The sequence below is a fragment of the Clostridium punense genome, assembly GCF_017874425.1.
Classification (GTDB): Bacteria; Bacillota; Clostridia; order Clostridiales; family Clostridiaceae; genus Clostridium_J; species Clostridium_J punense.
Genome location: NZ_JAGGLL010000031.1, coordinates 1 through 24,049, shown reverse-complemented (window position 1 = coordinate 24,049; position 24,049 = coordinate 1). Strand labels below are relative to the sequence as shown.

At 30.6% G+C, this 24,049-nt stretch carries 21 protein-coding genes, 1 pseudogene and 1 riboswitch; of the genes and pseudogenes, 20 read left to right on the top strand and 2 right to left on the bottom strand.

The features are described 5' to 3' along the window. Positions 1-6: 6 nt before the first annotated feature. The 6 genes from J2Z44_RS16525 to J2Z44_RS21880 all read left to right on the top strand — a co-directional run bounded on the left by J2Z44_RS16525 (position 7) and on the right by J2Z44_RS21880 (position 6,159). The gene (locus J2Z44_RS16525) at positions 7-183 is read left to right on the top strand and encodes a hypothetical protein (protein ID WP_021283199.1); all 177 of its coding nucleotides are present in this window, start codon (positions 7-9) and stop codon (positions 181-183) included. An 826-nt stretch (positions 184-1,009) separates the two neighbouring features. Beyond that, positions 1,010-1,094: riboswitch (cyclic di-GMP riboswitch) on the top strand. Between the two features lie 349 nt (positions 1,095-1,443). Continuing rightward, the gene (locus J2Z44_RS16520) at positions 1,444-1,833 is read left to right on the top strand and encodes a hypothetical protein (protein WP_021283202.1); all 390 of its coding nucleotides are present in this window, start codon (positions 1,444-1,446) and stop codon (positions 1,831-1,833) included. Positions 1,834-2,329: 496 nt separating this feature from the next. Next, positions 2,330-3,511 carry a pyridoxal phosphate-dependent aminotransferase gene (locus J2Z44_RS16515; RefSeq protein ID WP_021283203.1) on the top strand — a complete coding sequence of 394 codons (1,182 nt, stop codon included), beginning with the start codon at positions 2,330-2,332 and terminating at the stop codon, positions 3,509-3,511. 103 nt (positions 3,512-3,614) lie between these two features. After that, positions 3,615-4,049, top strand: coding sequence for a GAF domain-containing protein (locus tag J2Z44_RS16510; RefSeq protein WP_021283204.1), 435 nt, complete (start codon positions 3,615-3,617; stop codon positions 4,047-4,049). Between the two features lie 45 nt (positions 4,050-4,094). Next, the gene (locus tag J2Z44_RS16505; RefSeq protein ID WP_021283205.1) at positions 4,095-5,786 is read left to right on the top strand and encodes a thiamine pyrophosphate-binding protein; all 1,692 of its coding nucleotides are present in this window, start codon (positions 4,095-4,097) and stop codon (positions 5,784-5,786) included. Between the two features lie 238 nt (positions 5,787-6,024). Next, positions 6,025-6,159 carry a hypothetical protein gene (locus tag J2Z44_RS21880; RefSeq protein WP_021283206.1) on the top strand — a complete coding sequence of 45 codons (135 nt, stop codon included), beginning with the start codon at positions 6,025-6,027 and terminating at the stop codon, positions 6,157-6,159. 390 nt (positions 6,160-6,549) lie between these two features. Here J2Z44_RS21880 and J2Z44_RS16500 read toward each other — a convergent pair whose 3' ends face one another. Further along, a complete protein-coding gene (locus J2Z44_RS16500; RefSeq protein WP_021283207.1) occupies positions 6,550-7,377 on the bottom strand; it encodes a putative ABC transporter permease in 828 nt (275 codons plus the stop codon). 227 nt (positions 7,378-7,604) lie between these two features. Between J2Z44_RS16500 and J2Z44_RS16495 the strand changes: the two genes are divergently transcribed. Beyond that, entirely contained in the window at positions 7,605-7,910 is a 306-nt protein-coding gene (locus tag J2Z44_RS16495; RefSeq protein ID WP_021283208.1) for a methyl-accepting chemotaxis domain-containing protein, read from the top strand. A gap of 108 nt (positions 7,911-8,018) precedes the next feature. Here the strand turns inward: J2Z44_RS16495 and J2Z44_RS16490 are convergent, their stop codons facing one another. Further along, complete coding sequence (locus J2Z44_RS16490; RefSeq protein WP_021283209.1) at positions 8,019-8,768, bottom strand: helix-turn-helix domain-containing protein; 750 nt, start codon at positions 8,766-8,768, stop codon at positions 8,019-8,021. Between the two features lie 260 nt (positions 8,769-9,028). Here J2Z44_RS16490 and J2Z44_RS16485 point away from each other — a divergent pair, with 260 nt between their 5' ends. The 13 genes and pseudogenes from J2Z44_RS16485 (at position 9,029) to J2Z44_RS16425 (ending at position 23,990) form a co-directional block, all read left to right on the top strand. Continuing rightward, positions 9,029-9,979, top strand: coding sequence for an ABC transporter permease (locus J2Z44_RS16485; RefSeq protein ID WP_021283210.1), 951 nt, complete (start codon positions 9,029-9,031; stop codon positions 9,977-9,979). Next, positions 9,972-10,916, top strand: a complete 945-nt coding sequence (locus tag J2Z44_RS16480; protein ID WP_021283211.1) for an iron chelate uptake ABC transporter family permease subunit — start codon at positions 9,972-9,974, stop codon at positions 10,914-10,916. The genes J2Z44_RS16485 and J2Z44_RS16480 overlap by 8 nt, the downstream gene beginning before the upstream one ends. A gap of 124 nt (positions 10,917-11,040) precedes the next feature. Beyond that, on the top strand, positions 11,041-11,799 hold the full coding sequence (locus J2Z44_RS16475; protein WP_021283212.1) for an iron ABC transporter ATP-binding protein: 759 nt from the start codon (positions 11,041-11,043) through the stop codon (positions 11,797-11,799). 323 nt (positions 11,800-12,122) lie between these two features. After that, entirely contained in the window at positions 12,123-13,094 is a 972-nt protein-coding gene (locus J2Z44_RS16470) for a siderophore ABC transporter substrate-binding protein (protein ID WP_035319429.1), read from the top strand. 24 nt (positions 13,095-13,118) lie between these two features. Then, positions 13,119-13,358 (top strand): annotated as a pseudogene (locus J2Z44_RS16465) (EamA family transporter); the annotation flags it as partial. A 447-nt stretch (positions 13,359-13,805) separates the two neighbouring features. Next, positions 13,806-15,755 (top strand): S8 family peptidase, encoded by a 1,950-nt coding sequence (locus J2Z44_RS16460; RefSeq protein WP_021283215.1) that lies wholly within the window; start codon positions 13,806-13,808, stop codon positions 15,753-15,755. A gap of 91 nt (positions 15,756-15,846) precedes the next feature. Then, positions 15,847-17,796: a S8 family peptidase gene (locus tag J2Z44_RS16455; RefSeq protein ID WP_021283216.1), complete on the top strand. Its 1,950-nt coding sequence runs from the start codon at positions 15,847-15,849 to the stop codon at positions 17,794-17,796. Positions 17,797-18,115: 319 nt separating this feature from the next. After that, complete coding sequence (locus J2Z44_RS16450) at positions 18,116-18,397, top strand: hypothetical protein (protein WP_021283217.1); 282 nt, start codon at positions 18,116-18,118, stop codon at positions 18,395-18,397. A gap of 250 nt (positions 18,398-18,647) precedes the next feature. Then, the gene (locus tag J2Z44_RS16445; protein WP_021283218.1) at positions 18,648-18,809 is read left to right on the top strand and encodes a hypothetical protein; all 162 of its coding nucleotides are present in this window, start codon (positions 18,648-18,650) and stop codon (positions 18,807-18,809) included. A 253-nt stretch (positions 18,810-19,062) separates the two neighbouring features. After that, complete coding sequence (locus tag J2Z44_RS16440) at positions 19,063-19,350, top strand: putative quinol monooxygenase (protein WP_021283220.1); 288 nt, start codon at positions 19,063-19,065, stop codon at positions 19,348-19,350. A 297-nt stretch (positions 19,351-19,647) separates the two neighbouring features. After that, entirely contained in the window at positions 19,648-23,145 is a 3,498-nt protein-coding gene (locus tag J2Z44_RS16435) for an RHS repeat-associated core domain-containing protein (protein WP_209649824.1), read from the top strand. 8 nt (positions 23,146-23,153) lie between these two features. Beyond that, on the top strand, positions 23,154-23,585 hold the full coding sequence (locus tag J2Z44_RS16430; RefSeq protein WP_021283224.1) for a hypothetical protein: 432 nt from the start codon (positions 23,154-23,156) through the stop codon (positions 23,583-23,585). A gap of 171 nt (positions 23,586-23,756) precedes the next feature. Next, positions 23,757-23,990, top strand: coding sequence for a hypothetical protein (locus J2Z44_RS16425; RefSeq protein ID WP_021283225.1), 234 nt, complete (start codon positions 23,757-23,759; stop codon positions 23,988-23,990). Positions 23,991-24,049: the final 59 nt, after the last annotated feature.

Genomic DNA, 24,049 nt, shown 5'->3' with positions numbered 1-24,049 from the left:
GATAATATGAATAGAAATAAGAGAAATAAAAATAAGAAACAAAATGAAGCTATAAGCAATATGGGAAATAGTACAAGTTTTCAAAGTCTACACAATGAAAATAATAACTCTAGTTCTAAGAGTTTAAGAAATGAAAATAATAGAGAAGAAGACTTTAAATACTTTTTTAAAGAAACTTACTAATAGTTATACCTAAATAATTTAGAGGAAAGAGAGAGAATAAAAAACTATAGAATATTTAAATAGCTTTTGTAGGTTTAATTATTGCTTCAGTAATAAAAGAAGGTAACTTTTTATTATTTTAACATAAGAACAACTCTTATTTTGTCAGCATTCTTTATAGATGTAACTTTCAGTACATTATTTGGACACATGAATTTGGCACTGAAAAATTAAGGGTAATAGTAAAAAATATAAAAAAATAACGTCTGCAAATTTGCTGACGTTATTTTTTATGTGCTATTATGGTAGGTCTTAGACTATATCTAAGTTTTGGAATTCTAATTCTAGACTTATAGACTATATAATATCTTTCTTTCAGGGATATTATATGCTATAAGTCTTTTTTTAGATTTGCTAAAGTTTAATAATTTTTTTCTGAAATTTAAACCTATATACAACAAGAAAATCAAATAATGCATTATGAAGCATTAATTAGAATAAAAGATAAGAATGATAATGTAGCGGCACCTTTAAGTTTTATACCTGATACTGAAAGCTATGGATTTATGGGTAAAATTGATAAATAGGTAATTGAGAATCCTATAGATGAGTTTGTTGAAAATAATAATATTTGGAGTGTATTGTGTGAATTAAATGTTGGTTTTGGACAAGGGTATTATTAAAAAAAATATCTTATATCTATATTATTTAATTTTGGAATATATAAAATAAGTAATATGGTTTAAAATATACAAAAAAAGGGTTTACTAAATTGTATTTTAATGCTAAAATATGTAAAAGGATGTAGAAATTTTGCATAAATACAAATAAATAAATAAATAAATTACCATGATAATAGCAAACTTATAGAAATATAAGGACGCAAAGCTATGGGTCTAAGGAAGAAATTCTATGATTGCCAGGTTGCCGAAGAGTGAATTGACAAAATAGTTAAAAACTAAGGAGTCACAGGCAACGCAATAAATGTCTGTGGCATTTTTTTATGCCTAATGTAGATAGCATAGAATCTATAAAATCAACTATTAAAATAAGTTACATATGTTATATTGTAGTGTGTCCAATAGTGGGACAAGAGGTTGTGGTTATAAATGCCATTAAGGATGATATAAGGTATTTATAGTAAAACCAATAAATGAATATAAGTTAATAGATGTAATAAAAAATATATTTAGTAATGGTTAGTTTAAAGAAGATAACTATTTAAAATAGTTACTTATATACATAAATATAAAAATTAAATAATAAGGATGGAGTGTTTTTATGTTAATTAAAGATGTTAAAGGAATGTATGAAATTAAAGTTGATACTACTAGGTGTATAAGCTATGAGAAAAACACAGGCTTTTGGACAGCAGAAGATTTTAAGAGATTTCATAATGATTATGTAAATAAGGTTGTGCCAAGTTTTAAGGGTAAGAAGTGGGCAAAATGTGCTGATCTTACTGAATATAAAGTATCAACTATTGTTGATGAAGTTAATGAACTTAATACATATTGTGAAAAAAATGGGTTTGTTGCTGCAGCATTAATTGTTAGTAGTGCAGTTGTAAAAATGCAAATGAATAGAGCAGTTAAAGGCAATGGAGTGAATCCTGTTGCATTTACTGATTTAGCAGAAGCTGATGCTTGGTTAAAAGGCCAGGGTTTCTAATCCAAAAGATTAAATTACATAATATTAATTATTACGCTTTTACAAGATACAAAAAGAAAATAGAATCTTAAAAGTAAAATGATTACCTAAGTTTTATTAAAAACTTAGGTAATTTCCATAAATTTAAAGATTTTAAATTTGGTTACTCAAAGAGTATTCATAACTAAATAATGGGTTAACAACAATTGTGAAATAAATGAAAGAAATTCAAAGCAACTTAATATAGAAGCTAAGTAAAAATCAGTACATATTAATTGCATCATATGAAGCAATTAAAAAATCTAATTTATAAGACACATCTTATTATTAAGATTTAAATTGGGATTAAGTGCTAACTTATATAAAATATACTACAGACTTATAGTATGAAATTTAATAAAGTTTAAGGTTTTTGTCAATGAATAATTATTGTTCATTAACAAAAACTTTAAGCTAAGCAATAGGGTGTTGTTAAAAGCTAAATTATTAATTTATTTTTAGATATGGGGGAATGAAATTGTATTCAGAAAAAATGTTAAAAAACATAGAAGGTGCATCAGGAATACGAGCAATGTTTAGTGAAGGTGTTAGACTTACAAGAATTTACGGTAAGGAAAAAGTTTACGATTTTAGTCTTGGAAACCCATACTTTGAGCCATCTATAGAAGTATGTGATAGAATAAAATACTACACATCCGAAGACCAAAAGGGTATACATAAGTATATGAATAATTTAGGGTTTGAAGATGTAAGAGATAAAATTGCTAATATGATTCAGTTACAAAGTGACGTACAGTTATCTAAGAATAACATAGCTATGGTAGTAGGGGCAGCAGGTGGGCTAAATGTGGTATTGAAGTCTATATTGAATGATGGGGATGAGGTTGTAATGTTTGCACCATTCTTTAGTGACTATAAGTTTTATGTTGACAATTATGGAGGAAAAGCTGTTGTTGTTCCAGCTGATACAAAGACCTTTGAACCTAATATTGAGATGTTTAAATCAGTCATATCTCATAAAACAAAAGCTGTTATCATCAATACGCCTAATAATCCTACTGGAGTTGTATATAGTGAAAGTATACTAAATAAGATGGCTGCAGTAATTGAAGAAACTGAGAAAAAATTTAATACAGAAATTTTTATCATCTCAGATGAACCCTATAGCAAAATTTTTTATGAAAATAGGAAGTTGCCTCAAATTTTAAATATATTTAAAAATGGAATTATTGTAACCTCATTTAGTAAGTCACTAAACCTTGCAGGAGAAAGGATAGGGTATGTAGCAGTTAGTAGTAAGATTAATCAAGTTGATAAGCTTATGGATTTGATATCATTTTCTAATAGAATTCTAGGATTTGTAAATGCTCCTGCTTTGTTTCAAAAGGTAATTGGTGATTGTCTTGATTTAGAAGTAAATAATAGTGAATATATTAATAGAAGAGACATTCTATATAAAAAACTTATTGAGCTAGGGTACGAATGCATAAAACCACAAGGTGCTTTTTATTTATTTCCAAAATCACCTATTGACGATGATGTTGAGTTTGTAAAAAAGGCACTTAAATATAATCTTATTTTTGTACCTGGTAGTGCTTTTGGATGCCCTGGATATTTTAGAATATCTTATTGTGTTGATCTAAACACCATAAATAATTCGTTAAGTGCATTTGAACAATTGACCAATGAATTTAAATAACTAGTATTAATTTATGATTAACAAAATATGACATAATTTTAATAATAAACTAAGTTAACAATCATTAAATAAAGTATATTATGACGGTAGAGGAGGAATTAATTTGACTAATATTGACTTATTGTTTGATGAAATAAAAGAAATAACTGGAGTAGAGGATATAGGATTCCATAAGATAAAAGATGGAAAATTAAATCCTGTTTATAAGAGTAAGACAGGTGAGTTGGAACTTGAAAAGTGGATAGGATTACACTCACAAAATCCTGTGTTAATATCTAATAATTTAATATTACAAGAAATAATGAATATGAAGAAAACAATAATAATCAATGATATAAAATCAGATTATAGAGCAACTAAGGATGTAACTTTATTTGGACTAGATAGTTTAATGATGATACCGTTAATTAAAAAAGATGAGGTTGTTGGTGTCATACCCATAGTTTCTATTGGAAGAATTCATAATTTCACACAAGAGCAGAGGCAAAAATGTGAAGAGATAATAAATAAGAACTTAGAGTTTTTCATAAACATGTAAACTTTAGTTACTTAGAATGCTAACATAAACAATGGAGGGATATTTATGAGAATATCAGACGTAATAGTAAGAAAATTAGTTGAAAATGAAGTAGAGTATGTATTTGGGATTTCTGCAGGAACAGTAAGTTCACTCTTTGATGCAATTAATGATAGTGAAATTAAAGTTATTACAACAAAGAATGAAGCAGGTGCAGCATATGCGGCATCTAAGTATGCATCTATGTCAGAGAAAATGGGTGTATGCATTGTAGCAGGTGGTGTTGGAATTAACAATATGATAAATGGTATCGCAGATGCAATGAGAACTAAAGTTCCAGTGCTAATTTTAAGTGGATATGTTCACAGATGGCAAGTTGGTAAAGGGGCAATACAGGAATTAAATACGGAAAATATCGTATCTCCAATAACAAAATATAGTAAGACTATTTTTAATGAAAATGAATTTTTTGAAGAGTTAGATAAAGCAATGAAAATAGCAAAAACTCCACCATATGGGCCGGTTCATTTATCCATACCAATTGATATGCAAATGCTTAAAGTAAATAGTGAATTTGATAATTTTAATAACTCTGATAATGAATTTCAGAGTGAAACGTTAGCAGAGGTTGCTGCAACAGTTATGACTTCTGATTTTAGCACAGAAATAGATTATGATTTTCATAGTTTAATCAATGCTACTAGGATTATTAATGAGGAAGAAAAAGGTTTGATTTTTGTAGGTAGAGGCTGCAGACTCATAGGTGAAGAGGTAAAAAAACTTGCCGAACACTTAAATTGGCCTATAATAACTACTCCAGAGGCAAAAGGAGTAATTAACACTGAGTTCAAGTATAATTTAGGTAACTATGGGTTCTCTAGTACTGATGCAGCTGTTAATTTTGTTGAAAATGAAAAATATTCTTGTTTATTAGTTTTGGGGTCAAGCTTAGGTGAATCTGCTACGAGAAATTATAATGATGTATTATTTAAAGGCAAAAAACTAATACATATAGATTGGGATAAAAAAGAATTAGATAAGGTTTATAAATTTGATGTGAGTGTATTTTACGACTTAAAAGAAGCAATACCTTATATTATTAAAAATACAAGCAAGAAAGATAATAAATTTATAAAACCTGATAAAATAAATGATCAATACTCTAATAATCATAATGGATTGTCCTTAAGATTGTTTCTTGAAGAAATAGTGAATATAGTACCGCAAAATACATATTTTGTATCGGACATTGGCGAATACATGAATTTTCTATTTAAGTATTTACCAATCAAAGAACATATGGGGTTTGATATAAGTTTAAATTATGGTGCTATGGGATCCGGTGTTTGTGGAGCTATTGGATCACATTTAGCGTTGAAGGATAGACAGATTGCAGTTTTTGTAGGTGATGGTTCGTTTTTCATGAATGGAACAGAAATTTTAACTGCTAAACATTACAACATGCCAATTATATATTTTGTAATTAATAATTCAATGTTAGGATATGTTGAACATGGTCACCAGTATCTATATGGTAGAACTGTAACCAAATCTTTTGTTTATGATAGAGTTTCTATAGCAGATATTGCAAAAGCCATGAATATAAAGTCTATACAAATAAATAATATTGAAGAAGTTAAACTTTTAAATGAATTTGTAGCTGATTTAAATGAGCCTTGTATTGTGGAATTGATAACAGATGGTAGTGAAAAGGTACCGGTTGCAGACCGATTTAAGGCTCTTAATAATTCACAATAGATATTTATATAATTGTTAAGATTGAGGAATTATTTATAAAAATGGGGGAAAGAATGAAAATTTGAAATCTTGTTTGTTTTATGATATAATATGGTTAAATAAATCATATTGACTTTACGGTTGGGCAGCTAAGGCTTGTTCCAAGTATTTTGTACGTTTCTAGGGTGGGAAACTCATTTTTGAGTTTCCCACTTTTTTAATTGGCAAAATTAGGTTTTATTCTTAAGGAGGTGATATAGTGGACTATGCTAATGTAGTAGTATTTATTATTCTTGGAATAATTGTTTCAGGTTTTATTTATTATAACTTTATTTTTCCTAGAAGGGTTGAAAGAGAAGAAAAAGAGAAAAATTCTCATAAAGGAAGCTTATAATCTTTCAACAAAGAAATTATGTTACACAAACAATTTTAATTATTATTTGTGTTAGGGGTTCATGATGAAATTTCAACTTATTCATCCTCATAAACCCTTAAGGGAACCAGTGTAGGACTCATGTATAAGGTAAGTTTAAACTCTGGTTCCATATAACATAATTCAAGGATGAACTTTATTTTTTTGTAAATATATAGAATGCAATAAAGATGCTACAAGAATATATGTAATTCCATTTTGCAATCCCTTTACTAAAAGTTATTTAAAATTACCTTATAATGTAGTAATAACATTGCAACTTATATAAAACCCATGATTATCACAGAAAAACTATCTAGTAGCTATACTTTGTAATCTAAACAACAATATAGACTAGTGTATTAATATTTACTATTCTTTTGGATGTTTTGAATTATTTGAGTTTAATTTATGAAGTTTTTCTCTCATAGCAGGAAAGGCCTTTTCTAGACGTCTATGGACAAAAGTCTTATCGCTTATTGCTTTTTCGTATTTTAACTTCAGTTCTTCAAAGTTTACATTTTTTTCTTTTAACATTAAATTAAATTCTGACTTTTGCTCATCAAGCTTATATTTCATATTTTCCTTGGTTTTAAGGGCTAAAGTTGTTCTTCTATAAATATTTTCTCCAATATCGTCGGAATAGTATCTTAACTTTCTGGCAATTTCATCAAGGACATATATGTGTTTCTTAATTTTCATTATACCTAGAATGGTGATAATAAAATCTGTTATAAGTAAGCTAAGCAGAAGTAACAATATAACATGACCAATTAAATTATCTAAAAGAGATACAATCTTAGAAATAGGAGAGTGAACTACATTAATTATAAATACTCCCCCAAGTCCCCATTTTATCGAAAAATCTAGACATATATATCCCTTAATGTTAAAAGGCATATCAGAATAATCCCACCATTTGTTATGAAATATTTTTTCTAAGATGTACCCAGTAAGAAACTCTAAGGCTGATGTTAGTAAAAAAGAGCCAAGGAATAGTAAAAAAATATTACCTTTTAAAGGCGTTAATACATAGATTATAATAACCATTCCTAAACCATAGATTGGGCATACTGAGCCATTTAAGAAGCCTCTATTAACAAACTCTCCAGATTTAACTACATGGTATATAACCTCAATGCACCAACCAATAAAAGCATAAATAATAAAAAACCATAAGTACTCTAACAAACTATACATTCTAAAACCCCCATATCATTAAAAGGATTATAACGCAGTCACCTAAAAAATGTCAATTAACCTATGCTATAGTTAAGTAAGAACCTAAGAGGAAATTTTGTCATATTATGACATGAGAATTAAAAAGGGAAAACTGTGAATGAAAGAAAATTACTAAAAAAGTAAGACCTTCAAATTTGATTTAGAAGTATAAGACATGTCAATAATTATACATAGGTGGGAAAGACATGTCATTTATTATTAATCTATTTAAAAATAGGGATTTAAATTCAATAAACAAGAAGCATGTAAGTAATACTGTTAAGTCTACTGGTAGCACTGTGGAAGAACTAGGAAGAAGTATTAATGATATAAATGCAATACTAACAAGTATTACACAAATCTCAGAGCAGACAAATCTACTAGTATTAAATGCATACATAGAAGAAATACTAGCTACTATGGATGAACAAAATACAAGAATAATAAATACTTCAAAGGTAATTAAGGGTATGGAAACTTCTAGTAAAGAACTTGAAGAAGTAATAAGTTAAGAGAAGTTATGTAAGACTAAAAGTTGTTTTCAGAAATTAGAAATTATATTATTAATTTGCAAATGTAAAGCTGTAGTTTAGGTAAGATTAAGCCTAAACTACAGCTTTTTATAGTAATAAGTTACTTCTAAACTCCATTGGGGTCATATTAACTTGTTTTTTAAACACAGTATTAAAATATGCCTGATTATTAAATCCCACAGTAAGAGAGATATCAAGAATACTAAGGTTTTTATTCATTAATAGCTCTTTACTTTTTTCTATTCGCACATGATTTAAAAATCCGGAGTAGCTTTTACCTGTTTCCTTCTTAAATATACTGCAAAAATAACACTTATTAATTTTCACATGATTTGCCACATGATCTAAGGTTATAGAATTATGAAAATTCTTGTGTATGTACTCTATAGCTTTTTTCACATGTGGATTAAAATTTAAATTAGAGAAATTAAGTTCCTTAGTGATAGAGCAAGCAGAATTTCGTAAATCATAAAGCAAAGAAATTAAGTGAGGAATGCAAAAATCAGGTTTATGTACAAGGTTCCTATTTGGGATACATCTTTCACTACAATAAGGACCTAAAATATAATAGCCACTATGGGCATTTACAGAACAAATGTGACAGGCTGCAAATCTCATGTTATCTTCACAATTTATAGTAATAAAAGTTTTATCCATATTCATTTTAAGCTCTCTTTTCATAGCAAGAAAAACAGCGTTTTTATCATATATGTCTTGGAAGTCCTCTGTATATCCGCTTAGACAAATAGACTCTCCCTTAGAAGTAACAGCCCTTATAGGGATATGTGTACATAGAAAAAAGCTTTCCAAAATTGAAATTATATTAGCATGATTCATTGATTATACTCCTCTAAAATTTAATGACAAAGTTTAAGATTCAAATTTATTTATAAAACAACTAAATATTTTATAAGAAAAGGCAATAAATAAATGATACTATAATAATAGTTAATTGATAACAACTATCAATATCATTTAATAATTATAAATAATAGAAGCGCATCTGTCAAATTCCTAGGCTATGCAACTGCCACTTATAGAAGATGGCAGACTTGAAGTTTCCAAAACGTTGTTAAAATATTATTTTTGGAGGAGTTATGAAGAAAAGATATTTAATTTTAGTTTTAATAATCCTATCCATGGTATCAATATTTGTGGGAGTAAAGGAAATAACTCCATTAGATATACTTCACTTAAAGGAGAATAAAGTTCAAATAGTGCTATTAAGCCGTATTCCAAGATTATTAAGTATTATTATGGCTGGGGTGGCAATGAGCATGGTAGGTCTTATTATGCAGCAGCTTAGCAGAAATAAGTTTGTATCACCAACCACAGCGGCCACAGTAGATTCAGCGAAGCTGGGAATGCTAGTTTCCATGCTGTTATTTACTTCTGCTACAACTATGCAGAAGATGGTGGTTTCCTTCATTTTTGCATTAGGTGGTACTTTTTTATTTATGAATATATTAAAAAAAGTAAAGTACAAAAATGCTATTTTCATTCCTTTAGTTGGAATAATGCTTGGGAATATTATAGATTCCATAACCACTTTTTTTGCTTATAAATATGATTTAGTTCAAAACATATCTTCTTGGCTTCAGGGGAATTTCTCCCTAATTTTAAAAGGAAGATATGAGCTTTTATACATAAGTATTCCCTTTTTAATAGCTGCCTTTTTTTATGCAAATAAATTTACAGTGGCAGGGATGGGAGAGGATTTCTCAACAAATTTAGGATTAAATTACAGTAAAGTAGTAAATACAGGTCTTGTAATTGTGGCCTTAGCAACTTCCTTAGTTGTTATTACCATCGGTAGAATTCCATTTTTAGATTTAATCATACCTAATATAGTTACAATCTATGAAGGAGATAACATCAAAAAGGCAATTCCAAAGGTTGCTTTGTTGGGAGCGATATTTGTTCTTCTCTGTGATATTTTGGGGCGTATAATTATTTTTCCTTATGAGATATCTATAGGACTAATGGTTGGAGTAATAGGAAGTATTATTTTTCTATATCTTCTTTTAAGGAGGAATAAAAATGAGTAATAAAAGAAAACTAGGAATTCTTACTTTAAGTTTAATAGTATTAATCATACTTTTTCTAGGGGTGGGGTTAAATAGTAATAACTTTAAATACGCTCTTTCAAGAAGATTCCCCTCACTAATTGCTATTATTCTTACAGGTGGGACCATCGCTTTTTCAACCATGGTATTTCAAACTGTAACAAATAATAGAATACTAACTCCTGGAGTACTAGGGTTAGATTCCTTATATATGCTTATACAGACTTCAGTGGTTTTTATCTTGGGCTCTCAAAGCAAATTGAGCTCAAATGCTAATATAAACTTCCTTATTTCAGTAGGTTTAATGCTGGTGTTCTCCTTATTGCTGTTTAAGCTAATTTTCAGTAGAGAAGGTTCAAATATATATTTTCTGCTACTAGTAGGATTAATCTTTGGTACCTTATTTCAAAGTTTAACTTCCTTCATGCAGCTACTCATTGACCCAAATGAATTTACCATAATTCAAGATAAGATGTTTGCAAGTTTTAATAATATCAATACGGAAATTCTACTTATATCTATTGTGGTGGTAATTATAACAGTAGTTTATTCTTATAAATACATAAAAATTTTGGATGTTCTATCTTTAGGGAGAGAAAATGCAATAAACTTAGGGATAAATTATGACAGGGTTGTAAATAGGATGCTCATGGTAGTTACCATACTTGTTTCAGTATCAACAGCATTAGTTGGACCAATTACCTTCCTTGGAATTATTGTAGCAAATCTTTCAAGAGAATTTCTAAAAACCTATAAGCATAGTTATTTGATTTTAGGTACAGTACTTATAAGCACCGTAGCATTAGTGGGAGGACAATTCATTATTAGTAGATTAATGAACTTTAACACAACTCTCAGTGTAATTATAAATTTTATAGGTGGATTGTACTTTATGTACTTACTACTCAATAATAAATAAATTCATTTTAGTAAGTGGATTTAAAAAGTCAGTTTCACTAAGTTTTAGTCTTGTTGAATAGTTACTATAAGAAAAAGGGATGGAGGTATTATCCTTATAAAATGGCATTAAAGGAGAGCAAGGCATGATTGAAGTAAAAAATTTAACCAAAAAGTACAATAAGAAAAGTGTAGTAGATAATGTATCTTTAAAAATACAAAAGGGCAAAATTACATCTTTCATCGGACCTAATGGAGCTGGAAAAAGTACTCTTTTATCTATGATAAGTAGACTTATTATGAAGGATAAGGGGGAAGTATTTATAGAAGGTGTGGAAGTAAGTCAATGGAAAAGTGAAGAGTTATCAAAAAAGCTATCAATATTAAAGCAAGCCAATAACATTAACATAAGACTAACCATAAGAGAGTTAGTAAGCTTTGGCAGGTTCCCCTATTCAAAGGGAAATTTAACTAAGGAAGATTGGAAGCAGGTAGATGAAGCTATAGAGTACATGAAGCTTACAGATATAAAAGACAAATATTTAGATCAGCTTAGTGGAGGACAAAGACAAAGAGCCTATATAGCCATGGTCATAGCTCAAGACACTGAATATGTTCTTTTAGATGAACCCCTGAACAACCTTGATATGAAGCATTCAGTAGAAATTATGAAAATCTTAAGAAGACTAGTAGAGGACTTTGGAAAGACCATAGTAATAGTTATCCATGATATAAACTTTGCCTCCTGTTACTCAGATTACATAGTAGCCTTAAAGGATGGTGTAGTTGCAAAGGAAGGAACTATTGAGGAAATTATTGATAAAAAGGTTTTAGATGAGATATATGATATGGACTTTAATATTTTACAGATAAATGAAAGAAAAATATGCACGTATTATTATTAATTCTTTACACTTATTATATTTAAATCTCTACACTTATTATATTTGATTCTTTACACCTATTATATCTAATCTCCACACGTACTATATCTAAATCTCTACACCTACTAGTGAGTTAGATAAAAATCTAAAGTTATAAAATTTACTTGTTTATTGGAACTTACATTTACATTTAGCTTACACAGAACCATTCCGAAAGTTTCTGCATCCTACTAGGTTTAAGGTAATTATTTGATGGACAAGCTTTAAAAATATCATGTAGATTTTGAATTCAATAAAAATATTTAAATACAAAAAATTATTTAGAGGTGATAAAAATGAAAACAATAAGCAAAAAAATAGCTATGGCAGCTGTATTAATGGGAGTTATGTTAGTTTCAGCAGTTGGTTGCTCTAATGGAAGTAGTAGTAAAAAAGCAGCAGAACCAGCGAGTTCAGCAAATGTTCAAGCTGAAGCTCCAAAGGAAGTTAAAATAACTCATGAATTAGGAGAAGTAGTTTTAAAGGAGACTCCTAAGAAAATAGTAGTTTTTGACTATGGTATTTTAGATGGCCTTAATAAAATGGGGGTGGAAATTTTTGCCTTGCCAAAAGCCACTTTACCTGTAGCTTTAGAAAAATATAAGGATGAAAAGTATGTGGATGTAGGAACTTTAAAGGAAGCAAACTTTGAAAAGATATATGAAATAAATCCAGATTTAATTATAATTTCAGCAAGACAAAAAGAACAATATGCTGAGTTTAGTAAAATTGCTCCAACAGTATTTGTGCAATTAGACGATAAAGATTACGTAGGATCTTTTAAGAAAAACATGAATCTTCTTGGAGAGGTCTTTAATAAAAAAGATGTGGTAGAGAAAGAACTTAACGCAATAGAAAACAGTATAAAAACCTTAAATGAAAAAGTAACTGCCACTGGGAAAAATGCACTAATCCTTTTGGCTAATGATGGAGCACTTAGCGCTTATGGTAAGGTTTCAAGATTTGGAATAATCCACAATAATTTTGGCTTTAAGCCAGTAGATGAAAATATTCAGGCTTCTACCCATGGACAAAGTGTTTCCTTTGAATATGTTGTTGAAAAGAATCCAGATTATATTTTTGTTATAGATAGAGCTGCCGTTACAGGAGGTTCAACTACTGCAAGTAAAGCTTTAGATAACGAGCTAATAAAAAACACAGAAGCTTATAAAAATAACAGAATTATATATCTTGATCCTGCAACTTGGTATGTAGGTGGAGGTGGCTTTAACTCTACTATAAAAATGATTAGTGAAGTTGAAGCAGCTATAAAATAGTCAGGGACCCAAAATCAAGTTTCAAATATAACTCAAAAAAGTTGGATTTTTTTAATTCTATCTGGGGTTGCTACAGGACTATCTTGGCTTTGCTACTATAAAGCACTACAAATTGGAGAAGCCTCAAAGGTTGTTCCTATAGATAAATTTAGTGTGGTAATCACAATGGTGTTAGCCTTTGTAGTGTTAAAAGAAGCAGCAACCATGAAAACAATTCTTGGAGGTATATTTATAACCATCGGAACTTTCATAATGATTTTATGATAATGTTATATTAAGTTAAGCATAGAGATAATGAACCCATGATAAAGATAATATTGAGTTACTTGAAAAGTAGTAATAATTTATAAAACACTAGATCTTAGCATCTGGTGTTTTATTTTGTTATTATGAATTTTAGTAAAATATTTAATCTATCATGAAATTCGACAAAGAAATAGGTTCAATTATCAAAAAGATTTCTTAAGATAGATACCCCAAGTTAAAACCTATCTTACACATAAGTTCTACCCTGGTTCCTTTAAGGGTTTATTAAGATAAATTTGAGACGATGCTAACTAAATCTTCTGCTTAAAGAACTATATGGATAAAAGCTAATATAATGTAATAAAGGGCGTGAACTTACTCTAAAAATTATCATAACATATAGCAGGTGAGTTTAATTATGTTATAAAAAGTTATATAAAGCACTTAGGTCATAGGAGGAGAGTAATGAAGGGGGAGAATTTTAGGGAAAGGCTAACCACTAGCAGAGAGAGTAATACGGCTGATGAAGTCATAAATCAGGTTGAGGATGTAGATTTTAGAGAGCTTTTTCTAAGTGAAGAATATGAAGCTTTTTTTGTGGAATACACAGGAGATATTAAGACCACATTGAAAAACATCGATTACGCTAAAATACTAAGTACAGAAAAGTTTTTTGGAACTATTTTTGTTAAAAAGGGCATGATTAATACTTTAGTACAAAGTGTCCCAGAAATTACAAATTTACAAAAAAATTTTCCATATACCCTTACACCTACGGCATTTGAAGAAGATATAGTTAGTTCTAAGGGAATAGAAATGGGGAATGTACCCTATAATGGAAATGGTGTAGTGGTTGGAATTATAAGCTCAGGCATAGATTACCTAAATCCAAGGTTTATGAAGGCAGATGGAACCACCAGAATATTACGTATTTGGGATCAAAGCATTAATGATGAAAAAAAGTACCCTAATATTATATATGGAACAGAATTTACAAAAGCAGATATAGATGAGGCAATAAAACTTAATACCTCTGGACAAAATCCTTATGAAAAGGTGAGTCATAAGGATGAAACAGGCTATGGTACAGCCATGGCAGGTATTATTGGAGGAAGAAAACTAAATGAAGCTGAAGTCTTTTTTAGCATAGCACCTAAATGTGATTTTGCTATAGTAAAATTAAAAAAGGCAAAAAGAAGTTTATTAGAGGCAAATGGAATATGTGACACAGAAGCAAGTGTATATGAAGGAACGGATATAGCTGAAGCAATGAGCTACCTTTCGAGTTTACAGCAACAATTGAACAAACCTATGGTAGTATATATTCCACTAGGTAGCAATAATGGGGGACATGATGGAGGGACAGTTCTTGAAAGGTATATTGACTTTCTTACCGAAAGAAGGGGCTTTGCTACCGTTGCAAGTGTAGGAGTCCAAGGTACAGGAGAAACCCACACTAGCGGTAATCTTTTTGAAACTGATGGGAAAGGCGTCATAGAGGTAAATATAGCTGAAGGAGAGGAAAATCTCATAATATCTTTATTCACAATTGAGCCTGATAGAGTTTCTATTGGAATAATAGCACCAGACGGGAATGGGGTAGAAAAAATTGAAACACCTAAAAATCAGGGAGATAGTATTTTTTTTAATATTGGTTCTTCAATTATTACTATTCAAAGCTACGAAGAACAAAAAGTAATTCCAGATAATAGGTTGGATATTTTAATTAGAAACTTAACACCAGGAGTGTGGAAAATAACTCTTAAGGGAGAAGAACTTTTAAATGGTAGATATGATGCTTGGATGACTCAAAAGAATCTTTTAAAGAAGGACACTAGGTTTTTAAAACCAGACCCATTTATTACTGTAGTTACACCCTCTACCGCTAGAAATATGATAAGCACTGGTTTCTACAATCAAGAAACAGGGGAATTAATAGAAGAATCAGGAAAAGGTTTTACCAGAGATGGAAGAGTAAAACCAGATGTAATTACTGCATCCTATAGAATTGTTACTACGGGTCTTGAAAATAAGCTTATAGTTGGAAGTGGATCAGGGATGGCAGGAGGTATCTTAGCTGGTACAGTAGCTTTAATGCTACAGTGGGGGATAGTAGATGGAAATAACCCAAACCTTTTTGCTCAAAGTCTAAGAAATTATATCATAGGGGCAACTACAAAGGATGAAGGGGTAAATTATCCTAATCCTGAAAGTGGCTATGGAAAGCTAAACATACCTAAGATATTTGAGAACTTAGAAAAAATGAAATTTAAAAAACCTAATCAAAGTAATGTAGTTGGAGACAGTAGAGAAACTGCTTATATAAAAGATATATATAACGTTAATGAGAATTCAAACTCTGGGCTATTTATTAATATACCCCAGGAAATACTCGTTAGAATAAATAATAAGTAGAAGTATTCTAGAAACACTGGTTTTTAAAAATGAAATTGTCTAATTATGCCATGAAAGAGTATATAAAGCACTTAGGACATAGGAGGGAATAATGAAAGGGGAGAGTTTTGGGGAAAGACTGAGCAATGATAGAGAGGCTACTACAACTGGTGAAGAGAATATAGAAGTTGAAGATGTAAATTATAAAGAGCTTTTTTTAAGTGAAGAATATGAAGCTTTTTTTGTAGAATTTACAGGAGATATTAAGGAAAGATTGAAAACCATTGATTATGCCAAGATGTACTTTACAGGGAAGTTTTTTGGGATTATCTTTGTTAAAACAGGTATGGTGAATACACTAGTACAAAATGTTCCAGAAATTATAAATGTGCAAAAAAATTTTCCCTATACATTAACGGGATTAACTGTAGAAGAAGGGATATTTAGTTCTAAGGGGATAGAAAAGGGAAATGTACCCTATAATGGAGATGGTGTAGTAGTTGGCATCATTAGTACAGGTATAGACTACCTTAATCCTAGATTTATGAAGGCGGATGGAACCACTAGAATAATAAGTATTTGGGATCAAAGCATTAATAATGAAAAAAGTTATCCAAATATTACTTTTGGCGCAGAGTTTACAAGTGTGGAAATTGATGAAGCAATAAAACTTAGTGTTCTTGGTCAGAATCCTTATGATAAGGTAGGGCATAGAGATGAAAAAGGATATGGCACAGCAATAGCAGGTATTATTGGAGGAAGAAAACTAAGTGAAACTGAATCCTTTGCCAGTGTAGCGCCTAATTGCAATTTTGCTATAGTTAAGTTAAAAGAGGCTAAAAGAAATGTGTTAGCTATAAATGGCATAGAAGAGCCAGCAGTGGAGGTTTATGGAGGAACAGATATAGCTGAAGCAATGAATTACCTTTCGGATTTACAACAAAGATTAAATAGACCTATGGTGGTATATATTCCATTAGGGAGTAATCTTGGGGCACATGATGGGGGCACAGTTCTTGAAAGATACATTGACTTTCTTACTGAAAGGAGAGGATTTGCAACGGTAGCTAGTGTAGGATCTCAGGGCAGTGGAGAAACGCATACTAGTGGTAATCTTCTCCAAACTGGTGGGCAAGACACTATAGTTATAAATGTAGATGAAGGAGAAAAGAATATTGTAATATCTTTATTTACAATTCAGCCTGATATAGTTTCAATTGGAATAATAGCTCCAGATGGAAGTACAATAGAAAGAATTCAGCTGCCCGAGAAAAGTGGAGAGAGTGTTTCTTTAACCCTCGGTTCTTCAAGTATTAGCATTCAAAACTACTCAGATGACAGAATAATTCCTGACATAAGGTTGGATATTTTAATAAGTGGAATAATCCCTGGAATATGGCAAATAACTCTTAAAGGGGATGAACTTACAAACGGTAGATATGATGCTTGGATGACTCAAAAGAATCTTTTAAAGAAAGAAACTAAATTCCTAAAACCAGACCCCTTTATCACCATAGTTACACCCTCTACGGCTAGGAATATGATAAGTACTGGATATTATAATCAAGACACTGGAGAGTTAATAGAGGAATCGGGAAAAGGTTTCACTAGGGATGGACGAGTTAAACCTGATGTAATTACTGGATCCCATAGACTTCTTACTATAGGGGTTGAGAATGAGTTTATTGTGACAAGTGGCTCAAGTATGGCAGGAGCAATATTGGCTGGAACGGTAGCACTGATGTTTCAATGGGGTATAGTTGAAAAAAATAACCCAAACCTTTTTGCTCAAAGCATTAGAAATTACATCATAGGTGCAACTTCGAAGGATGAAGGAGTAAACTACCCTAATCCTGAAAGTGGCTATGGAAAACTAAACATACCTAGGATATTTGAAAATCTAGAAAATATAAAATTTAGTAGACCTGAGAAAATCAATGAAATTATAAAGAATACAGGAGTTTCCTATAAAGATTATATAGAAAATGTTAGTCAGGAGCTGAACTCTGGGTTGTATATTAATATACCAGAAGAAGTAGTCATCAAAATAAATAATAGGTAGTGCATTTAAAACAACTGGGATTAACAATGGTTTACATAGCATTGTTAATCCCAGTTGTTTTTTTGTAAAGTTATCTTCAAGAAGCCTTGTTTTGCAGACACTTAGTGTAAGGTTAATATTTAATGACATTTAATCATGAAAATTTTCAATTAGTAAAAGTAACCCTTAGGATAAATTCTAATAATATATATTGTAGGGATTTCATCTTATGAAATTCTTACTAAGGGATAAAAAGTAGAAAAAATAATTTTTATACAATGTAACCCTTGTCCATTTTTGGGAATAGTATATAGTACAAAGAAAAAGTGAGGTGTGTTCCATGTTCGAAGAATATTACAATAACTATAAAAATAATGATTGTCATGATCATAATCATAATCATCCACAAAATGATTGCCCTCAATTACCAGGTACAATATTAAGAATTAATATTCCAGCAGGAGCTACAATTAATTTATTAAACTTATTAGAAATAACATCTCCAGGAGGAATATGCTTAATAGTAAGAATACCTTTACTAGGTGGCAATAACAATGGTATAGGCTTAGCAGGTATAGTAGATGCTATTAAAAAAGCTGGGGGAACAGTAGAATTTCAATAGAAAATAATTATATAGGACTACCGAAGGTTTAACTTTGGTAGTCCTTTTTTAGAGTAACCCATTATATGGTAATTTCATAAAATCTTCATAATGGTTTATTATAATAAAAGTAGCATAAGATGAGCTTGAGTAAACGAATTAAAAAAACAAACTCTTAAAATTGAGATCAATACAGTTAAACATTTCTATAAAAAATGGAATTTCACTATGAGATCATAAAATATAAATTACCCTACTAAGGAGTGAAGTTGTGGGCATGTTTTCATTATTTAAGAAAAACAAAGAAGTAAATAAAGAAATAAAATCTAATTTTAATGTGATAGTATCCCCAACTGTTCTTGAGGATATCACAAAGCTTTTAAAAAAGGTTAACAAAACTGCTGTAAGATTTGTTGTGGCAGGCATGTGCTGAAGTGGTAGCAAGTTTGCAGTTGTTCTGGATGAACAGAAAGAAAATGACTTAGTGACAGAAGTGCAAGGCGTAAAGTTTGTTGTTAATGGCAACTACAAAAATCTTCTTGGAACTTTAGAAGTAACCAAGGAGAATAATCAACTTACTGCAAAAAGAGTTTCATAAGTGCTCATTGCTATTAAATAACCCAATATTTATAATTATTACATAAGGTTTCATAACAATCTAATAAATTGAGTTAGGAGAGATACAAATGGTTAAAGTGGTTGCTAAAAATTGCATTCAAGAGGAAAAAATTAATGAAGTTATTGAATTATACAAGGAATTAGTAGAAGAAACAAGAAAAGAAGAAGGCTGCATTAAGTACGAACTTTATCAAGATGCTCAAAACCCTGCTATCCTTACAATGATTGAAGAGTGGGAAGATAGAAGCTATTTAGAAAGACACTTTAAAACTGAGCACTTTACAAGAATTGTACCTATGATAGGACAGTTTTTAGCAGGGGATAAGGAAGTTAACGTATATAATAAAGTAAATTAAGAAGTAAGGTTACGCGGCACTAATTCATTCCTATGATAAGCCTATGACTTGATTCTGGTTAATAAGCTACATAATTTAGAAATGCTGAAAAATATCATGTTAAGAAATATAAATAATGTAGATATAAACAAGGTATAAGTAAATCATAGATTAAAACTTAATAATGTTGTAAAAAAGGACATCTGTGAGGGTAAACAGATGTCCTTTTTTCTTCCAGAAAATTATTGAATTATAATAGAATTCTGTTTTCCAGTATATCTAAAAATTTCATATTTAGCCTTTTCTTCAATGGCTTTTATGATAGGTTCAGCACACTTAAAATCCATGTCTGTCACCAAAAGGGGAAAAACCTATACTTTTTCTTGTTATGTAAAAACTAAGGACATACCTGTAAAAGACAATAGTGGTGCAGCTTTAACCCTAGGGTATCAAGATGCCAGCGGCCAGTGGAAATATGTAAGAGAATTTATAAAGGGTACTACTGACTGGAATAGATATGAAACCACCTTAACAGTACCTAATGATATTTCTAATGACTATATATGGGTAGCCGCAGAGCTTGTAGAAACCACAGGTACTGCTTACTTTGACAGCTTACAGCTGGAGGAAGGACAATTTGCAAATAGATATAACCTTATAGAAAACTCAGACTTTACCCTATGGGATAAAACCACTTGGAAGCCTATATACTGGAAGTCTAATAATGCCATTGACAGCACTGATTATGTAGATTACAGCTATAGTAATAATCACCCTAAGGCTATGAACACCCTGTCCATGAAAATAAATGGTAATGCCAGAGCAGGTAAAGGAATTTATCAGGATGTAAACATAGCTGGAAAAAAAGGTGATGTATATGTACTAGGGGGTTGGGCTAAAGCCAATGCAGCACCTTTAGTAGAATGGAGACTTTTCCAGATGGACTTAGGTTTTGTAAAGTATGATGGAAGCATATTTTGGAAAAAGCTTTCCTTTAATGATGATGTTTGGGACTGGCAGTATGCAGCTAGTGAAATAGTAGCACCAGAAGATTATAAGGGTATTCAAGTTTATATAAGCTACTATCAAAATCTAGGGAATGCATACTTTGATGGAATTCAGCTATACAAGGAAGAGTTTGGCACAAGTTATCAATATGACTCCAAAGGAAATGTAATCTCCACAGCAGATTTAGCAAAACAAAACTCTAAGTTTCAGTATGATGGAAATAATGATTTAACTACCAGTATTGATCCTAAAGGAAGTAGCTTTACCTATGAATATGATAATGGCAACACTTCAGTAAAGAAACATAATCTTACAAAGGCAACCTCGGCAGAAAACGTAGTTTATTCCTTTGATTATGATAATTTTGGAAATGCAAAGTGGTCAAAGGTAGGAAGTGATGCCCTATTTATAAAATCTGATGCTTCCTATACTCCTAGTGGAAACTATATAAAAGATGTGGTAGACCCTAGAGGAAATAAAGTAACCTTTGATTATGATGAAGCCAATGGAAACTTAAAAAGTGTTACAGACCCGGAGGGAAAGGTAACCAGCTACAGCTATAATCCTAAAACTAATAATTTAGAGTCTGTAAAAAAAGCTGTAAATGGAACTGATATAACTAATTCTTATGATTATGAAAATGATAAAATCAAAAAAATTAATCACAATGGTTTTGGATATGAGTTCCAGTATGATAACTTTGGAAACAACACAGTTGTTAAGGTGAAAGGAAAGGATCCTGCGGGTCAAGAAGCAACTCAAAATCTAATCACCAATACCTATGAAGAAAGGAATGGTAATTTTAAAGAAGCTACCTACGGTAATGGGCATAAGGTATCTAACATATATGATGCCATGGATAGAGTAATAGGTAAAAAGTTTGGTACAGAACTAAGAGTTAAATACCAATATAATGCTAATAATAACTTAGCCTTAAAAGAAGATTTAGTTAACAAGAAAAATTATAGATATAACTATGACCTAGCAGATAGATTATCTACAATTAAGGAAATAGACCCTGCTACTTCAAAAATAATAAATGAAACAAGGTATAACTATGACTTAAATAATAATGTGTCTGAAGTAAATGAGAACATAAATAATTATAACTATAATATAGCCTATGGTTATAATAAAGATAACAAACCAACTTCAGTAACACATAAAAGAGGAACTTTAGGTCAGCAGTTAAGCAGTATTTATAATATAAGCTATGGTTATGATATCTTAGGAAGACTAGAAAATAAAAAAATAGCCATAGGTACAACAAACTTTCAAACAAACTATAAATACTATGAAGGAAAAGAAGCAAATTCCACTACAAATCTAATAAAAACCATAGAAAATGGCGGAAAAGCAATAAGCTATGAATATGACTCTAAGGGTAACATCTCCAAAATACTTGAAGGAGATAAAGTAATACAGCAGTATTACTACAATGAAGTAAATGAGCTAATCAGAGAAGACAACAAAGCTTTAGAAAAAACCATAGCCTATAGCTATGATTTTGGAGGAAATATTCTAAACAAGAAAATATACAGTATAAAAACTGGAGAGATAACTGAAAGTGATATTCCAGAAGAAACCATAAATTATACTTATGAAGATACTGTATGGAAAGATAAATTAACCTCGTACAATGGAAAACCTATAACCTATGATAACATAGGAAACCCATTAACCTATGACGGCTATAGCTTCACTTGGGAAGGTGGAAGACAGCTAAAGGGAATCACAGGCAATGGAAAAACCATCTCCTATAAGTATAATGACAGTGGCATAAGAACAGAAAAAACAGTAGATGGAGTAACCACTACCTATCACTTGGTAGGAGATAAGGTGACCTCTGAAAGTAATGGTACGGATAATGTATATTATACTTATGATTCAGCAGGTAAACTTGTAAGTATGAACCTAAATGGCACTGAATACTTCTATATAAGAAATGCTCAAGGTGATATAATTGGGTTAATTGATAAAGCAGGAGCACAAGTTGTAAGTTATACCTATGATAGTTGGGGCAAACTAATTTCTATAGAGGGAACACTTAAAGATACTGTAGGAGTTAAGAACCCTTATAGGTATCGTGGCTATCGTTATGACTCTGAAACACAATTATATTACTTGCAGTCAAGGTATTATAACCCATCGTGGGGCAGATTTATAAATGCTGATGCTTTGATTGGACAAACTGGAGAACTTCTAGGACATAATATGTTTGCTTATACAAAAAATAATCCTATAAATAGAAAAGATGACCATGGGTTTAGGTCTTCTGGAGTTATTGATGAATGTGGTGGAGCTGATATCGTAAATGATAAAGGTGTCGTTGAGCAAGAGTATTTATCAATATCAAACTTGGCAGGGGCTGCTTGGGGAACAGTTGCAGGAACAGTTGAAAATCTAACAAAAAATGTAGCTGGATACGTAGGGAAGGATTCTATAATTAGACTTTATCCTAGTAGTAGTATTACACAAAAAATAAAGCCTTTTGAAAGACTTGGTAAAGGTGCTGCAAGATGGGGGACAGCAATAGCAGCTGGATTTGACATCGCTGGTACTTGGGACCCCATGGCAAAGATGTCTTTAGCACAGAGAGTAGGAAAAACAGCAATACAACTTGCAGGTGTTGGTGTTGCTGTAGCAGCAGGTGTATATTTAACAGGGCCATTAGTTGCATCATCAATGCTGTACGGGGGGACAACAGCAGTTGCAGGAGCACTTGGCGCCTTCGCAATAGATGCTGGCATTGGTCAAGCAACTAGTTTTGCACAGGATTTATTATATCAAAAATTAGGAATGAAGTAGGTGGATTTATGATTTATAGAAGTAAGTTAACAATTATGATTACATTATTATTAGGTATTCTAACATTACTTTATTTTAGCATGCAGTTTAAGATGTTAGAGTATAAAATTTTTGGCATAATTGGTGTAGTTATATCATCAATTATGTATATAATAAACATATTTGAATATTATGTAATTGATGGAGAGAAGATTATTTATATTTCTAGACTAAAACATAAAAGAGAAATAGTTCACTGGAAAGATGTCAATAGACTTATTAGTTGCTCTGATAGATTTGTAAGTGCAATTATAATAGAATATGGAACTTTGGGAGGAAAAAATATTATTATAAATTCTTGGATAAAGGGGTATAGTAAAATTATTGATATAGCAATACAAAAAACAAAGTGTAATAAAGATATAGTTGTAGATAGTAATTTGTATAACTATATAAAATAGTACTATATTAAATATAATATAGTATTGGTATATGTGTAATTAAGAAAAGCTTTAATAAAAATTGTTTAATCATTTTATGAATAATTATTAAAAGATATAAAGAAGCAGTTTATAATTTTATAGCTGCTTCTTTATTGATTTTTGTGAACAAGAAGTATGGAATGAGTAAGTATGAACCTAAACGACACTGAATACTTCTATGTAAGAAATGCTCAAGGTGATATAATTGGGTTAATTGATAAAGCAGGAACTCAAGTTGTATTTTACACCTATGATTCTTGGGGGAAATTAATTTCTATAGAGGGAACACTTAAAGATACTGTAGGAGTTAAGAATCCTTATAGATATAGAGGATATAGGTATGATACCGGTGCGACACGTTGCAATATGAAAAGTATTGCCTAAATAGTATAGCTATTTAAGAACTAATAACTTGAAAAGTCAAATGAGAGGGTAACGCCTTG

Bases quoted from the DNA above. Each gene is read 5' to 3' on its own strand.
- J2Z44_RS16525 (WP_021283199.1), top strand. From the start codon at position 7: ATGAATAGAAATAAGAGAAATAAAAATAAGAAACAAAATGAAGCTATA.
- J2Z44_RS16520 (WP_021283202.1), top strand. From the start codon at position 1,444: ATGTTAATTAAAGATGTTAAAGGAATGTATGAAATTAAAGTTGATACT.
- J2Z44_RS16505 (WP_021283205.1), top strand. From the start codon at position 4,095: ATGAGAATATCAGACGTAATAGTAAGAAAATTAGTTGAAAATGAAGTA.
- J2Z44_RS16500 (WP_021283207.1), bottom strand. From the start codon at position 7,377: ATGTATAGTTTGTTAGAGTACTTATGGTTTTTTATTATTTATGCTTTT.
- J2Z44_RS16495 (WP_021283208.1), top strand. From the start codon at position 7,605: ATGTCATTTATTATTAATCTATTTAAAAATAGGGATTTAAATTCAATA.
- J2Z44_RS16490 (WP_021283209.1), bottom strand. From the start codon at position 8,768: ATGAATCATGCTAATATAATTTCAATTTTGGAAAGCTTTTTTCTATGT.
- J2Z44_RS16485 (WP_021283210.1), top strand. From the start codon at position 9,029: ATGAAGAAAAGATATTTAATTTTAGTTTTAATAATCCTATCCATGGTA.
- J2Z44_RS16480 (WP_021283211.1), top strand. From the start codon at position 9,972: ATGAGTAATAAAAGAAAACTAGGAATTCTTACTTTAAGTTTAATAGTA.
- J2Z44_RS16475 (WP_021283212.1), top strand. From the start codon at position 11,041: ATGATTGAAGTAAAAAATTTAACCAAAAAGTACAATAAGAAAAGTGTA.
- J2Z44_RS16460 (WP_021283215.1), top strand. From the start codon at position 13,806: ATGAAGGGGGAGAATTTTAGGGAAAGGCTAACCACTAGCAGAGAGAGT.
- J2Z44_RS16455 (WP_021283216.1), top strand. From the start codon at position 15,847: ATGAAAGGGGAGAGTTTTGGGGAAAGACTGAGCAATGATAGAGAGGCT.
- J2Z44_RS16450 (WP_021283217.1), top strand. From the start codon at position 18,116: ATGTTCGAAGAATATTACAATAACTATAAAAATAATGATTGTCATGAT.
- J2Z44_RS16440 (WP_021283220.1), top strand. From the start codon at position 19,063: ATGGTTAAAGTGGTTGCTAAAAATTGCATTCAAGAGGAAAAAATTAAT.
- J2Z44_RS16435 (WP_209649824.1), top strand. From the start codon at position 19,648: ATGATAGGTTCAGCACACTTAAAATCCATGTCTGTCACCAAAAGGGGA.
- J2Z44_RS16430 (WP_021283224.1), top strand. From the start codon at position 23,154: ATGATTTATAGAAGTAAGTTAACAATTATGATTACATTATTATTAGGT.
- J2Z44_RS16425 (WP_021283225.1), top strand. From the start codon at position 23,757: ATGAACCTAAACGACACTGAATACTTCTATGTAAGAAATGCTCAAGGT.